Annotated in this window: 14 protein-coding genes; 11 read left to right on the top strand and 3 right to left on the bottom strand. The window is 70.4% G+C overall.

The genetic code is table 11. The features are described 5' to 3' along the window. Positions 1 to 17 precede the first annotated feature (17 nt). Positions 18 to 1,004 carry a response regulator transcription factor gene (locus ACQPYZ_RS29265; protein WP_433161752.1) on the top strand — a complete coding sequence of 329 codons (987 nt, stop codon included), beginning with the start codon at positions 18 to 20 and terminating at the stop codon, positions 1,002 to 1,004. 110 nt (positions 1,005 to 1,114) lie between these two features. Here the strand turns inward: ACQPYZ_RS29265 and ACQPYZ_RS29260 are convergent, their stop codons facing one another. The 3 genes from ACQPYZ_RS29260 to ACQPYZ_RS29250 are packed head-to-tail and all read right to left on the bottom strand — an operon-like array spanning position 1,115 to position 4,931. Further along, on the bottom strand, positions 1,115 to 3,331 hold the full coding sequence (locus ACQPYZ_RS29260) for an NADP-dependent isocitrate dehydrogenase (RefSeq protein WP_433161750.1): 2,217 nt from the start codon (positions 3,329 to 3,331) through the stop codon (positions 1,115 to 1,117). A 51-nt stretch (positions 3,332 to 3,382) separates the two neighbouring features. Further along, entirely contained in the window at positions 3,383 to 4,057 is a 675-nt protein-coding gene (locus tag ACQPYZ_RS29255; RefSeq protein WP_433161749.1) for a pentapeptide repeat-containing protein, read from the bottom strand. 31 nt (positions 4,058 to 4,088) lie between these two features. After that, positions 4,089 to 4,931, bottom strand: coding sequence for an ROK family protein (locus ACQPYZ_RS29250; protein WP_433161746.1), 843 nt, complete (start codon positions 4,929 to 4,931; stop codon positions 4,089 to 4,091). Between the two features lie 39 nt (positions 4,932 to 4,970). On the opposite strand from ACQPYZ_RS29250, the gene ACQPYZ_RS29245 reads away from it, so the two are divergent. The 10 genes from ACQPYZ_RS29245 to ACQPYZ_RS29200 all read left to right on the top strand — a co-directional run bounded on the left by ACQPYZ_RS29245 (position 4,971) and on the right by ACQPYZ_RS29200 (position 14,757). After that, on the top strand, positions 4,971 to 5,807 hold the full coding sequence (locus ACQPYZ_RS29245) for an alpha/beta fold hydrolase (RefSeq protein ID WP_433161744.1): 837 nt from the start codon (positions 4,971 to 4,973) through the stop codon (positions 5,805 to 5,807). A 68-nt stretch (positions 5,808 to 5,875) separates the two neighbouring features. Further along, positions 5,876 to 6,388: a copper resistance CopC family protein gene (locus ACQPYZ_RS29240; RefSeq protein ID WP_433161742.1), complete on the top strand. Its 513-nt coding sequence runs from the start codon at positions 5,876 to 5,878 to the stop codon at positions 6,386 to 6,388. Then, positions 6,385 to 7,422, top strand: a complete 1,038-nt coding sequence (locus ACQPYZ_RS29235) for a copper resistance D family protein (RefSeq protein WP_433161740.1) — start codon at positions 6,385 to 6,387, stop codon at positions 7,420 to 7,422. Before ACQPYZ_RS29240 ends, ACQPYZ_RS29235 begins: the two co-directional genes overlap by 4 nt. 39 nt (positions 7,423 to 7,461) lie before the next feature. Next, positions 7,462 to 7,947, top strand: coding sequence for a MarR family winged helix-turn-helix transcriptional regulator (locus ACQPYZ_RS29230; protein WP_433161738.1), 486 nt, complete (start codon positions 7,462 to 7,464; stop codon positions 7,945 to 7,947). A 110-nt stretch (positions 7,948 to 8,057) separates the two neighbouring features. Next, a complete protein-coding gene (locus ACQPYZ_RS29225; protein WP_433161736.1) occupies positions 8,058 to 8,621 on the top strand; it encodes an NADPH-dependent FMN reductase in 564 nt (187 codons plus the stop codon). A 199-nt stretch (positions 8,622 to 8,820) separates the two neighbouring features. Next, positions 8,821 to 10,353, top strand: coding sequence for an ABC transporter substrate-binding protein (locus ACQPYZ_RS29220; RefSeq protein WP_433161733.1), 1,533 nt, complete (start codon positions 8,821 to 8,823; stop codon positions 10,351 to 10,353). After that, positions 10,354 to 11,292, top strand: coding sequence for an ABC transporter permease (locus ACQPYZ_RS29215; protein ID WP_433161731.1), 939 nt, complete (start codon positions 10,354 to 10,356; stop codon positions 11,290 to 11,292). It begins immediately after the preceding gene. Continuing rightward, the gene (locus tag ACQPYZ_RS29210; RefSeq protein ID WP_433161729.1) at positions 11,289 to 12,110 is read left to right on the top strand and encodes an ABC transporter permease; all 822 of its coding nucleotides are present in this window, start codon (positions 11,289 to 11,291) and stop codon (positions 12,108 to 12,110) included. The genes ACQPYZ_RS29215 and ACQPYZ_RS29210 overlap by 4 nt, the downstream gene beginning before the upstream one ends. 47 nt (positions 12,111 to 12,157) lie before the next feature. Continuing rightward, complete coding sequence (locus ACQPYZ_RS29205; protein WP_433161727.1) at positions 12,158 to 13,702, top strand: ABC transporter ATP-binding protein; 1,545 nt, start codon at positions 12,158 to 12,160, stop codon at positions 13,700 to 13,702. Further along, positions 13,699 to 14,757, top strand: coding sequence for a pyridoxal-phosphate dependent enzyme (locus ACQPYZ_RS29200; protein ID WP_433161725.1), 1,059 nt, complete (start codon positions 13,699 to 13,701; stop codon positions 14,755 to 14,757). Before ACQPYZ_RS29205 ends, ACQPYZ_RS29200 begins: the two co-directional genes overlap by 4 nt. Positions 14,758 to 14,760 lie beyond the last annotated feature (3 nt).

Below are 14,760 nucleotides of genomic sequence, written 5' to 3'. Positions count from 1 at the left end.
AGCAGGGAGCCGGTGTCGTGCAGGGAGACCAAGCAGCCGCCCCGCTGCGGGTTGATGCCGAGACCGCGATCATCCTGCGCGAGGCGTACCACAAGATCGAGGCGTTGTTCCGGGCCGACCACTACGGCCTGTACGACTACGTCCGGGTGGTGGCCGGCAAGATCGCCCGCGTCGACACCTTCTTCGTCGGCTTCCTGCAGGGCAGCAGCCGGGTCCGCTACCCCTACGGGTACGACGACGGGCAGTACGTCGCCCCGGACACGCACATCTTCGGGCCGAACGGGCAGACCGCCTGGCTGCTGAACCACCGGCAGACGTACCGGTTCGCCTACGACGGCGGTGCCGCGCTGCATGCCGGCGTACCGATCGGGAACGTCGGGCGGCGGTCGGAGGACGCGGTCACGGTGCCGATCTTCCGGCCGGCGAAGGACGGCGGGCCGCAGGTCTTCGGGATGCTGTCGATGCAGAGCTACCAGCCGGACAGCTACGACGACAACGCGGTCCGGGCGTTCGAGTGGTTGTCCGGCGTGGTGGAGCGGGTGCTGACCCGGGAAGGCGAGGACCGGGACGCGCTGCGGCGGTTGCCGGCCGGGGACGTGGCACCGAACACGCTGACGTCGGACCACGTGATGGAGTACCTCGCCCACCGGGTCGGGTCGATCCGGGAGATCGCGGTCGAGGCGATGGGCGAGGCCGAGGTGACCGCGGCCGTCCGGGGACATCTGACCCGGATCATCGACGCCACCGAGCACATCCAGTCCGAGCTGATCGAGATGCTGATGGAGACCGACGAGGGCCCGGAGCGCCGGTTCGCCAGCCTGACCAAGGCTCAGCAGGGGGTCGCGGTCCGCCTCGTCGACGGCCTGGACAACGACCAGTTGTCAGCCGAGCTCGGCATCAGCCTGAACACGGTCAAGACGCACCTCAGCGCGATCCTGCGCAAGTACGGCATGGCCAACCGGGCCCAGGTCGCCGACGACGTCCGCAAGTACCTGGCCCGCTGACCGATCGGTGCAGATCGACAGGACATATACGCCTGCTACGGCTGCATCCGGCCGGGCGTACGCGTGCGATCGCGCCGCCGGCCGGACACCTCCTGTCGAACTGCAGCGAGTCAGAGCGACGCGAGGGCGTCGTTCCAGGTTTTGGAGGGGCGCATCACGGCGGCGGCCTTGGCGGGGTCGGGCTGGTAGTAGCCGCCGAGGTCGACCGGGTTGCCCTGGACGGCGAGCAGCTCGTCGACGATCGTCTGCTCGTTGGTCGCCAGGGTCTCGGCGAGCTGGGCGAACGCCTTGGCCAGCTCGGCGTCGTCGGTCTGCTTCGCCAGCTCCTGCGCCCAGTACAGCGACAGGTAGAAGTGGCTGCCGCGGTTGTCGATCCCACCGACGCGGCGGGTCGGCGACTTGTCCTCCTCGAGGAACGTCGCGGTCGCCCGGTCCAGGGTGTCGGCGAGGATCTGCGCGCGGGCGTTGCCGGTCGCCTGGGCCAGGTGCTCGAAGCTCGCGGCCAGCGCGAAGAACTCGCCCAGGCTGTCCCAGCGCAGGTAGTTCTCCTTGACCAGCTGCTGCACGTGCTTGGGCGCCGAACCGCCGGCGCCGGTCTCGAACAGCCCGCCGCCGGCCATCAGCGGGACGATCGACAGCATCTTCGCGCTGGTGCCGAGCTCGAGGATCGGGAACAGGTCGGTCAGGTAGTCCCGCAGCACGTTGCCGGTCACCGAGATGGTGTTCTCGCCGCGGCGGATTCGCTCCAGCGAGAACGCGATCGCCTCCACCGGCGCCAGGATGCGGATGTCCAGGCCCTCGGTGTCGTGCTGGAACAGGTACTCCTGGACCTTGCCGATCAGGTTGGCGTCGTGCGCGCGGGTCTCGTCCAGCCAGAACACCGCCGGGTCGCCGGTCGCCCGGGCCCGGTTGACGGCCAGCTTGACCCAGTCCTGGATCGGGGCGTCCTTGGTCTGGCAGGCGCGGAAGATGTCGCCGGCCGACACGGTCTGCTCGAGGACGGCGTTCCCGGCCTCGTCGACCAGCCGGACGGTCCCGGTCGTCTGCACCTCGAAGGTCTTGTCGTGGCTGCCGTACTCCTCGGCCTTCTGCGCCATCAGGCCGACGTTCGGCACCGAGCCCATCGTGGCCGGGTCGAAGGCGCCGTTCGCCCGGCAGTCGTCCAGGACGACCTGGTAGATCCCGGCGTAGCTGTGGTCCGGCAGGACCGCGAGGGTGTCGTGCTCCTCGCCGTCCGGGCCCCACATGTGGCCCGACGTGCGGATCATCGCCGGCATCGACGCGTCGACGATCACGTCCGACGGGACGTGCAGGTTGGTGATGCCCTTGTCCGAGGCGACCATCGCCAGCGCCGGGCCGTCGGCCAGCTCCGCGTCGAACGAGGCCTTGATCTCGGCACCCTGCGGCAGCGAGGCGATCCCGCTGAGGATGCCGCCGAGCCCGTCGTTCGGGGTCAGGCTGGCCTCGGCGAGGACGTCGCCGTACTGCGCGAACGTCTTCGGGAAGAACGCGCGGACCGCGTGGCCGAACACGATCGGGTCGGAGACCTTCATCATGGTGGCCTTCAGGTGGAGCGAGAACAGCACGCCCTCGGCCTTCGCCCGGGCGACCTGCGCGGTCAGGAACTCGCGCAGCGCGGCCACGTGCATGACGGAGGCGTCGACGACCTCACCGGCGAGCACCGGCACGGAGTCGCGCAGCACGGTGGTGGTGCCGTCGTCGCCGACGAGCTCGATCCGCAGCGTGCCGTCGGACTCGATCACGGTGGACTTCTCGGTCGAGCGGAAGTCGTCGGCGTCCATGGTCGCGACGTTGGTCTTCGACTCGGCGGTCCACGAACCCATCCGGTGCGGGTGCGCCTTGGCGTAGTTCTTCACCGAGGCGGGCGCGCGGCGGTCGGAGTTGCCCTCGCGCAGCACCGGGTTCACCGCGGAACCCTTGACCTTGTCGTACCGGGCGCGGATGTCGCGCTCCTCGTCGGTCGCCGGCTCGTCCGGGTACTCCGGCAGCGCGTAGCCCTGGGCCTGCAGCTCGGCGATCGCGGCCTTCAGCTGCGGGATCGAGGCGGAGATGTTCGGCAGCTTGATGATGTTCGCCTGCGGCGTCTTGGCCAGCTCACCGAGCTCGGTCAGCGCGTCGGCGATCCGCTGGTCGTCCTTCAGGTACTCCGCGAACCCGGCGATGATCCGGCCCGCGAGTGAGATGTCCCGGGTCTCCACGCCGACACCGGCCTGACCGGCGTACGCCTGGATGACAGGGAGGAACGAGTACGTGGCGAGCGCCGGAGCCTCGTCGGTGTGGGTGTAGATGATCGTCGAGTCAGTCACAGGCCCACCCTAATGGGCGCCCCGGCCCGCCCGGCCGCCACGTGGGCAGACTCACGCTCCGTCAAGATCGTCCGGGTGCGCGAGCGTGATGCCGGTCGCGGCGGTGACTGCCGAGGTGAAGGTCAGGGTGTCGATCGGGGAGGCCGCGGCCACGGTCGCGCCGGCCAGGGCGGTGAGGCCGCGGGCGGCGTCCCAGGTGCAGTCGACGAACACCGCGCCCCGCGCCTTGACCTGGGAGAACTCCGCCCCGGTGAAGTCGCAGCGGCGGAAGACCGCCCCGGTCAGGTCGGCGGAGACGAAGTCCGCGCTCTGCAGCCGGCAGTCGCTGAACTCGACCTTGACGAACCTCGCGAACCGGAACGACGCGAAGTCCAGCACGGTGTCGCGGACGGTGACGTGCTGGAAGCTCGCGCCCGGCCCGGCGAACCCGGTCAACCGGGACGAGGCGACGGCGACCCGGGTGAGGGCGGCGTCGGCCCAGCGGGCGTTCGCGAGGTCGCACCGGTCCAGCTCCGAGTCGACCAGGATCAGCTTGTCCAGATCCGAACCGGCCAGCTTGCAGCGGGTCAGCCGGCAGCCGCTGAGCTCCACGTGCTCGGCTTCGAGGTCGGTCAGGTCGACGTCCGTCAGCGCGAGCTCGAGCAGCCGCGCCTCGTCGTCGAGGTCGTCCGGCGTGGGCGAGGCGGGATCGAGCTGGGCGCGCAGCCGGGGTACGGCGATCTTCATACAGCTGACCGTAACCAGGCCTGCCGACAGTTCAGCGCGTCCGGACGTAGTGCGCGGCGGCGCCGATCAGGGCCGAGTGCTCGGTGTCCTCGGTCGCCGCGACCTCGAAGTCGAACACCTCCCGCACGATGTCGAACGCCCCCGAGATCGACCCGCCCAGCACCACCTTCGTCACCCCGAACCGCTCCAGCCACGGTGTCAGCGCCGCCGCCAGTACGCCGAACGCGTCCAGCAGCACGTCCCGCGCGTCGTCGGCGCCTTCCCGGGCCCGGTCCGCGATCTCCTTGACCCCGATCTCCGGCTCCTCCGTCCCGGTCCGGTCGAAGTACGCCCGCAGGATCGCCCGCGCGGAGATCCAGTCCTCCAACGGCTTCCCGTCGTACGACGTCTTGTAGAGCTCACCGCCCGGCGGCACGGTTTCGCCCTCGCGCACCACGCGGCCGTCGGCGAGGAACGCCGTACCGATGCCGGTGCCGATGGTGACGCCGACGCAGCGGTCCACCCCGCGGACCTTCCCGGCCGTCCACTCGCCGACCGCGAACGCCTCGGCGTCGTTCATGAACAGGATCTGCTCGAGGTCGAGCAGGTCGCGCAGCCGCTCGCCGACGTTGTAGCCGTAGAGGTGGTCGAACTTGCCCTGTCCGCGGTACCACGCGACGCCGGTCGCGAAGTCGAACGGACCGGGCAGCGCCACCGCCAACCCGTTTGCCAACGGCAACTTCCGGGCCGCGGCCGCCAACTGGTCGAGCACGACCTCGGCCGCCTTCCGCGACTCCAGGTCCGCCCGCTCCACCACGTCCACGGCCCAGGTGCCTGACGACACCACCGCCGCCGTCACGTGGCTGCCCCCGATCTCCAGCACCGCTACGTCCATCGGGTCATCATGTCAGGAGTCACCTGGCAGACTTCGGACGTGCACGAACTCATGGTCGACGGCGTCCGGCTCAGCTACCACGTCCACGGCTCCGGCCCGGTGTGCCTGGTCCACCCCGGCGGACCCGGCATCCACTGGCCCTACCTCCGGCTCCCGGAGCTCGAGGAGCACTTGACGATGGTGTACGTCGAGCCGCCCGGCACCGGGAATTCCGGCCTCCTCCCGGACGGCGACTACTCGGTGGAGCGGTACGCCTCCTTCGTCGACCGGCTGGTCCGGCACCTCGGCGAGTCGAAGGTCGTCCTGCTCGGCCACTCGCACGGCGGGTTCGTCGCCGTCCAGACCGCGCTGGACCACCCGGACCGGCTGGCCGGGATCGTCGTGTACGACGGAATGGCGTTCAACGGACCCGAGCTCGGGGAGCAGGCGTACCGCAACCTCCAGGCGTACGTCGCCCGCCGGCCGCCCGGCGACCCGGTGTCCGCCCAGGTCCTGCAGGCCTGGCAGGACCAGCCGGCCGGCCGCGAGGAGCAGCTGGACGTGATGCGGCGGCTGTTGCCCGCGTACTTCAAGGACTTCGAGGCGATCGAGGGCCGGCTGACCGAGTGGGGGAAGACGATCGACATCACCGTCGACCCGAACCGGAAGGACACGCGCTGGGACGTCCGCGGCCGGCTCGGCGAGATCGGCGTACCGGCCCTGGTGCTGGTCGGCGTGGCCGACTTCATCTGCCCGGAGAACTCGGCCCGCGAGCTGGCCGGCGGAATTCCCGGCGCCGAGCTGAATGTCTTCGCCGAAAGTGGGCACTTCGCGCACCTCGAGGAACCCGAGGCCTTCCGCGACGCCGTCGTCGGGTTCGTCCGCAGCGTGACGTGATCGAGGGGACTGGCATGCCGGCGGGAAACAGAGCGCCATCCGCGGTCCCTGGAGGCACACTAGGTACCGTGCGCCGGTTGATCGCCGTCCTGACGGTCTCACTGCTCGGCCTGGTGGTCTCCATCGGGCCGGCGGCGGCGCACGCCAAGCTCGAGTCGATGACGCCGGCCGACGGTGCGTCGATGGCCGCGCCCCCGACCAGAGTCGTGCTGACCTTCAGCGAACCGATCGGCGCCAATGGCACCCGGGTCGAGGTGAAGTCACCCAGCGGGAAGAACGTCGCCACCGGTGACGTCCAGGTGGACGACAAGGAGGTGACCCAGCGGGTCGGTGCGATGGTCGAGGCCGGCCGGTACCAGGTCGACGCCCGGGTGGTGTCGGCCGACGGCCACCCGATCATGGTCACCGCGGCGTTCACCGTGACCCATGACGGTCACCCGCCGGACCAGCCGGCCGGGACCGGGCCGACCGGCGCCCAGGGCAACTCGAACACGGTGACCATCGTCGCCATGGGCCTCATCATGCTGGTCGTCGTCGCCCTGGCCGTGGTGATCGTCCGTCGCCGTCCCGCGACGGAATGACCACTGGCCCGACCGGCTCGGTGAGCGCCCGGCAGGTCGACGGCCGGCGCTCGGCGTGGGTGCTCGCAGCCGCGCTGCTTGCCGTCGGCATCGTGGTGATGACGGTTGCTCTGGTCGCTGCCGACGGCGCGCCGCAGCGTCCACCGGAGGGCTTCGTCAGCGCCGGAATGCCTGCCTCCTGGGCGGTTCCGGTACTGCGCTTCGTCGCCGACGCGGCCGCGATCGCGACCGGAGGCGCGCTGCTGGCCGCCGTACTGTTGCTATCGGCAACCGATGGGACGCTCGGTGCTCGCGCGTTGCGGGCCTGCCAGGACGGCGCGGTGGCGGCCGGGGTCTGGGCGGTGGCGAGCATCGGCGGGCTGATCACGTCCGCGGCGGTGATCCTCGGCATGCCGTTGGCCCATCTCGCCGACCACGCGTCCGCGGCCGGGGAGCTCGCCCAGGTGCGGGCGCTCGCGGTCGCCGTCGTACTCACGGCGATCCTGGCGGTGGTGCTCAGCGGTTGCCGGACAGTCCGGGGCGCCCGGGTCGCGTTGGTGCTGACCGCGGCCGCGCTGACCGGCCCGTTGCTGACCGGACACGGCGCGATCGAACGCACCGGATTCTGGTCGGTCCTGGCGACCAGTTCTCTGGTCGTGCACGTCTTCGCGGCGACCGCGTGGATCGGCGGTCTCGGCGGCGTACTGCGCTATGCCCGGGACCGGCACGCGGTCGAGCGGTTCAGCAAGCTGGCGCTGGTCTGCGCGATCGCGATGGCGGTCACCGGGTTGCTGACGGGGGAGATCCACCTCGGCAGCCGGGAGGACGGTTGGGGGCTGATCACGCAGTGGGTGACCAGCGGGTACGGTGCCCTGGTCTTCGCCAAGACGGTCGCGTTCGCGGTCCTCGTCACGGTCGGCTGGTGGCATCGCAGAACGACGGTGCGGGAGTTGGCGGCCGGTCGTCCTGGGGCGTTCCGGCGCCTGGCGGTGGTCGAGTTGCTGATCATGGCCGGGACGGTCGGACTGGCCGTCGCCCTGTCGCGGACGCCGTGAGCTCGGTGATATGTCAACAGAAGTCCGTATGATGGCCGGGTGACGGAAGCACGGTGGCTGGACGCGCGCGAGGCGCGGCTGTGGCAGTCGTACCGTGACGCCCACCGTGAGTTGATGCGCGCGCTGGAGAGCCGGCTGATCGGCAACTCCGGCCTGTCCGGCGCGGACTACGCCCTGCTGCACCCCCTGTCCGTCGCCGAGGACGGCGTACTGCGGACCCGCGACCTCGGCGCATCGGTCGGCTGGGAGCGCAGCCGGTTGTCGCACCAGGTCAGCCGGATGGAGAAGCGCGGGCTGGTCTGCCGTGAGGAGTGCGTGTCCGACGCCCGGGGCTCGATGGTCCGGCTGACCGACCTGGGCCGCAACGCCATCGAGGCGGCCGCGCCGGACCACGTCGACGCCGTCCGGACGTACTTCTTCGACCACCTGAGCCGCGCGGAGCAGGACCAGTTGACCGCCGTGTTCGACCGCATCGTCGCGAACATCCCCGCGGACCCGTGCGCGCCCGCGGACTGCGACGAGTAAGCGCGGGGCGCCCGTAACCACCCTTGAGTTGACATGTCACCTCAGATCGCTATTTTGGTGATGTATCACCAAACAGCCTGCTGGCTCCCCTCACTTCCGAAGGAACTGTCATGCCCAAGATCGCGATCATCCTCGGTAGCACCCGCCCCGGCCGAAACGGCGAAGCCGTCGCCCGCTGGGTGCTGGACCTCGCCAAGCAGCGCGGTGACGCCGAGTTCGAGCTGATCGACATCGCCGACTACCGGTTGCCGCACCTGGACGAGGCGATCCCGCCGTCGATGGGTCAGTACACCCAGCCGCACACGCTGGCCTGGGCGCGGACGATCGACAGCTTCGACGGGTTCGTCTTCGTCACCCCGGAGTACAACCACTCCACCTCCGGCGCGCTGAAGAACGCGATCGACTTCCTGTTCAAGGAGTGGAACGACAAGGCGGCCGGCTTCGTCAGCTACGGCGCCGTCGGCGGGGCCCGCGCGGTCGAGCACCTGCGGCTGGTGATGGGTGAGCTGAAGGTGGCCGACGTCCGCAACCAGGTCACGCTCTCGCTGGCGACGGACTTCAAGAACTACAGCAAATTCACCCCCGGCGATCACCAGGAGCCGGCCCTGCACGCGATGCTCGACCAGGTCGTCAGCTGGAGCAACGCCCTCGCGACCGTCCGCACCGCCGCCTGATCCACGGGCGTCACTCCCGGTACCCGGAGGTAGGTGGCGGTGACACGCCGTCACGGAGCGCCGTGGCCCGGGTCAGGCGGAAAGAATGAGTCCGTCGTCTTCGGATGCGCGCTGAATTTGACAACGATTTTCAGTAACGGCAGGATCCTCACCGACGGCGGCTGGTGCCGTCGGGACCTCTACCGTGAAGGAAACGCGCATGTCCGACGCTCTGAACAGGCGAGGCTTCCTGGGGTTGGCCGGTGGACTCGGACTGGCCGCCCTGACCGGATGCGGCGGTGACGGCCAGGCAGCCGCCCAGCCCACCCAGGGCGGGCGGCTGCGGGCCGTGTACGCCGGCGGCGGAGCGAAAGAGGTCCTGGACCCGCACCTCCAGAGCCTGTTCGTCGACATCGCCCGGCACAAGGCGATGTACGAGAAGCTGGTCGAGCTCGGCCCGGATCTGAAGCCGGTGCCGCGGCTGGCGGAGAAGTGGGAGAGTGACGCGCAGGCGGTCACCTGGCGGTTCACCCTCCGGGACGCGACCTTCCACGACGGCGCCAAGCTGACCAGCGAGGACGTGCTCTACAGCTTGGCCCGGGCCGCCGATCCGAAGGTCCCGGAGCGGGTGGCCCAGGCACAGTTGGCGGTCGTCGACCTGCGCCGCAGCCGGGCCGTCGACCCGCGCACCGTCGAGCTCACGCTGTCGGTGCCGAACGCCGAGTTCCCGGCCGTGCTGGCCGGGATCGGCACGCAGATCGTCCGCAAGGGGTTCACGGACCCGACCACGCCGGTCGGCACCGGCGCGTTCCGGTTCGTCTCCTTCGAGGCCGGCCGTTCGATGGTGGCGAAGCGGTTCGACGACTACTGGGACGGCCCGGCCCGGATCGACGAACTGCACCTCCTGTCGGCCGACGTCGAGGCCCGGGCGAACGCCGTACAGAGTGGACAGGCCGAGTACGCCAACGACATGACCGCAACCTTCGCCCGGACGGCCGAAGCCGGCAAGACGGTCCGGATCGTCGCGGCGAAGGGCAGCACGATGCAGGCGTTCGCGATGAAGTGCGACCGCCCGCCGTTCGACAACCCGGACGTCCGGATGGCGTTCAAGCTGCTCGCCGACCGGCAGCGGCTGGTCGACGTGGTGCTCGCCGGCCGTGGTGCCGTCGGCAACGACCTCTTCGGCAAGGGTTACCAGTACTACCCCGACGGCCTGCCGCAGCGTGAGCGCAACGTCGAGGAGGCGAAGGCGCTGCTGAAGAAGGCCGGCCTGGTGAACAAGGAGATCGAAATCTTCACCGCCGACGCCGCGGCCGGGTTCGTGGAGTCGGCGACGCTGTTCGCCGAGCAGGTCGCCGAGGCGGGCGTGAAACTCAAGGTCACCACCGGCAGTCCGCAGACGTACCACAAGGACCTGCTCACCAAGGGTGTGATCGGCAACCACCGGTCCGGTGCGATGACGATCCCGCAGTACATCAGCGACCGGCTGCTGTCGAAGTCGGCGTTCAACGCCACCGCGTGGCGCCGGCCGGAGTTCGACGCCGCGTTTGCGGCCGCGCAGGTGCTGACCGACGAGCAGGCGCGGTCGGCGAAGTACGGCGAGCTGCAGACGACGATCCGGGACGACGGCGGCATCCTCGCCTGGGGACTGCCCGACTACCTGGTCGCGGTGTCGGCGAAGGTGCAGGGCGTGCAGGCGGCGCCGCCGAACACCTTGGACCAGGGCCGGTTCGACAAGGTGTGGCTGGCCTGAATGCGGTCGTACGCCGCGCAGCGCGCCGCGCTCGCCGTCGTCCAGCTCGCCGTCCTGTCCGTGCTCGTCTTCGTGCTGACGGCACTGCTGCCCGGGGACGCGGCCGAGCTGCGGTTCACCGAGACGCTGACTCCCGAGCAAATCGAACGACTGCGCGTCGAGCTCGGCCTCGACCAGCCCGCGGTCGAACGGTTCACGCAGTGGTTCGGCAACGTCCTGACCGGCGACCTCGGTACGTCGCTGATCAGCGGCGGACCGGTGGTCGACATCGTGAAGAACTCGGTCGGCGCGACCCTGGTGCTCACCCTGGCTACGCTCGTGGTCGTAGTTCCGCTGGCCGTTGCCCTGGGCATCGTGATGGGCACCCGGGAGAACGGCCGGCTGGACCGGGCGATCACCTCCGTCACGCTGGCGCTGAGCGCGATCCCGGACTTCGTGATCGCGGTGGTTCTGGTGACGGTGTTCTCCCTCCAGTTGGGCTGGCTGCCGGCGACGTGGATCGGTGGTGATCTGCTCGCCAACCCGGTGCTGCTGGTGCTGCCGGTCGCCGTACTGTTCGGGCGGACGGTCTGCCTGCTCTCCCGCCAGGTCCGGGCCGGCACGATCACGGCACTCCAGGCGGAGTACGTCGTACAGGCTCGACGGCTCGGGGTGCCGCGGCGGCGGTTGCTGCTGCGGCACGTGCTGCCGAACGCCGCCGTACCGGGGGTGCAGGAGCTGGCGCGGACCGGGGACACCTTGCTGGGTGGAGTCCTCGTCGTGGAGGCGATCTTCGCCATCCCGGGCATCGCGACCGCGCTGGTGGACGGCGTCGAGACGCGAGACGTCCCGGTGGTGCAGGGGCTGACGCTCGTACTCGCGGTCGCCGCACTGGTGATCAATCTCGGCGCCGACCTGGTCTGCAACCGCCTCGTCCCGCGCACGGAGCTCCTCCGATGAGACGCCGCAGCCGATCCGGTGTGATGGCGCGCTTGCCGCTCGCGGTGTCCGCGGCGCTGGTTCTCGTGCCGCTCGTCGTCGCCGTCCTCGGGCCGCTGGTGCCGTTGGACTCGCGGCCCGGGATGCCCTACGACTCACAGGGTGCGCTGGGAACCGATGGTCTGGGCCGAGATGTGCTGCAACTCCTGCTGACCGGCGGCCGGACGGCACTCGGGATGGCCCTCGGTGCGGTGCTCATCGCCTATCTCGTCGGCGGGCTGATCGGCCTGATCGCGGCCTCGACCCGGCACCGCTGGCTGGACGAGGCGTTGATCCGGCCGCTGGACGTCCTGCTGCCGCTGCCGTCCCTGCTGGTGATCAGCGTGGTGGCCGTCAGTCGGCAGGCGTCGGCGGTGGCGATCACGCTTGCGGTTGCCATGGTCAACGTTCCGACCGTCGCCCGCCTGGTCCGCGCGGCGGCGCTCGACGCGGCCAGCGGACCCGTGGTCGAGGCTCTTCGGATGCAGCGGGAGAGCTGGTTCGGCATCCACCTCGGGTACGTCGGCCGCGCCGTCCTCGGCCCGGTCGCCGCCGATATCGGCACCCGGATCACCTTGGCCGTCTTCCTGGTCGCGTCGGTGAACTTCCTCGGCCTCGGCCTGAGCCCGACCGCCCCCGATTGGGCAGTGAGCGTCTCCCGCAACCGCGAGGGCCTCCTACTCCAGCCGTGGGCGGTGGTCGCGCCGGCACTGATGCTGGTGTCGTTCACGCTGGGATTCAACCTGCTGGCCGACCGCCTGGTCCACCGCTCCCGCCGCCTGGTCGAGGCCACCCGATGAGCGCCGCCGACACCTCCGGAGCTGCTCGCGCGGCGGGAGCGCCCGTCGTGCGAGTGCGTGGGCTGGCCGCGACTGCCGGGTCGTCGATTCTCGTCGACAACGTCTCCTTCGAGGTCTGGCCGGGCCAGGTGACCGCGCTGGTCGGCGCCTCGGGGTCGGGCAAGACCACCTCCGCGCTCGCGCTGCTCGGTGAGCACGGCAACGGCGTACAACTCGCCGGCGACGTCGAGGTCGACGGCCAGGTAGTTGTCGACGGCAATGGGCCTACGGCTGCGGCGCCGAGTCTGCGCGGACGCGTCGTCGCCTACATGCCGCAACATCCCGGCAGTGCGCTCAACCCCGCCCGCCGGATCGGAGCCACGCTCCGAGAGTTGGAGAAGCTGCACCACCCGGGTGAGCCGGTCGTTCAGGAGGCGCTCAGGGCGGCGCAGTTGCCAGGCGATCGGGTGACCCTGCGGCGGTTCCCGCACCAGTTCTCCGGCGGACAGCGTCAGCGGATCGCGATGGCGCAGGCGCTGACCTGCCGACCCAAGGTGCTGGTACTCGACGAACCCAGCACCGGTCTGGACTCGATCACCCGCCTGCAACTCGTCACCGAACTCGAGGACCTGGCTCGCAGCGGGCTGGGGATCCTGCTGCTCAGCCACGACCTCGACCTCGTCCGCGCGCTCGCCGAGCACGTCGTCGTCCTCTCCGCCGGTCAGGTGATCGAGACCGGTGGAGCCGATATCCTGCCGGCGACACTCGAGCTGCCGTCCGCAGGCACACCGCCACCGGCCAAGCCGTTGCTTCAGGCAATGAAGCTGTCCGCGTCGCTCCGGCCTCGCGGTCGTGACCCGATCCTGCGGGACGTCGATCTCGCCGTCCGGCCGGGGCAGTGCGTCGGTGTCGTCGGCCGCTCCGGCAGCGGCAAGACCACGCTCGCCCGCTGTCTGGCCGGTCTGCACGAGCGCTTCACCGGCCGGATCCTCCTCGACGGCGAGGCCCTGCCCGTCCTGCGCAAGCGGTCGCCGGAGCAGAACCGGCGGGTCCAGTACGTCTGGCAGGAAGTCCGGGGCTCCTTCGACGAACGCCGCCGCGTCGACGAACAGGTCGCCCGGACGGCCCAGCGCCTGCGAGGATTGTCGACAATCGACGCCAACGCCGAAGCGGTCGCCACACTGGCCCGGCTCGGCGTCTCGGCGATCACCGCGGCCCGCCCGCCGAGCAGGCTGTCCGGTGGCGAGCTGCAACGAGCCGCCCTCGCCCGGGCGCTGCTCGCGCAGCCCGACGTACTGATCTGCGACGAGATCACCACCGCTCTCGACGACCGCGGTACGACGCTCGTCGTCCAACTGCTCGCCGAGCTCAAGGACCGCGGCACCGCGCTGGTCTGGATCGGCCACGACCTCGGTCTGGTCGCGGCCGTGGCCGACCACGTGCTGGTGATCGACGCCGGCCGGGTGATCGAGCAGGGCCCGCCTGCGACCGTCATGTCCGGACCGCGGGACGAGCTCACCCGGCGGCTGGTGGCGGCCGCCCGGATCGGCCGGCGATCCCCCCACTCTCCGCCCGTGCTCACCCCCGACACGAGGAGCGAACCGCGCCGATGACGCGACTGCACGACCACCTGGCGGAGGCGATCAAGGACCCGGACCCGATCCGGGTCGCGGTCGAATCCGGTGACGACCTGATCTGCCTGCGGTTCGAGACGATGAAGGTGTACTCCGCGCTCGGCGCCGTACGCCATCTGCTGGAGACCGGGGTCGTCCACCCCGGCGACACGCTGATCGACAGCTCGAGCGGGATCTACGCGCACGCGCTCGCGCTGGCCTGCCACCGGTACGGGATGAGGTGCCATATCGTCGGCTCGACCACGGTCGACCGGACGCTGAAGATCCAGTTGGAGATCCTCGGCGCGACCGTCGAGCAGGTGCCGTCCTCGAACAACCTGCAACTGGACCAGAACCTCCGGGTTCGGCGGATCGGCGAGATCCTGCGCGACAACCCGACGTACCACTGGATGCGGCAGTACCACGACGACATCCACTACCTCGGGTACGGCGCGGTCGCGGACATGGTGGACGATCTCGTGCCGACCGGGCCGCTGTGCCTTGTCGGCGGGGTCGGCACCGGGGCGTCGACCGGCGCGATCGCGGAGTACCTGCGCAACCGCGGGCGGGACGTGAACCTGGTCGGCGTGCAGCCGTTCGGCAGCATCACGTTCGGCGCCGGCCACACCCAGGACCCGGAGATGATCATCGCCGGGATCGGCAGCTCGATCGAGTTCCGGAACGTGCGGCACGAGTTGTACGACCGGATGCACTGGGTCTCGTTCGAGTACGCGATGTCCGCGGCGGTCGACCTGCTCCGGACCTCCGGGGTCTTCGCCGGGTTGTCCGCGGGGGCGGCGTACCTGTCGGCGCTGTGGGAGCACAACTGCGACAGCAGCCGCAAGCACGTCTTCCTCGCCGCCGACACCGGCACGCGGTACGTCGAGTCGGCGTTCGCCCGGCATGCCGAGGCGCGGCCGATGGCGTCGATGCGGCCGCGGGAGATCGGCTCGCTGGACGAGCTCGCCGTGCCGTGGTCGGCGATGTCCTGGGACCGGCGGGAGTCGGCGCTGGTCCGCGCCGACGAGTTACCAACTGCGACCCCGTCGCATTAATGT

This window comes from Kribbella sp. CA-247076 (assembly GCF_050942445.1).
Classification (GTDB): domain Bacteria; phylum Actinomycetota; class Actinomycetes; order Propionibacteriales; family Kribbellaceae; genus Kribbella.
This window is presented reverse-complemented; position numbering and strand designations above follow the sequence as displayed.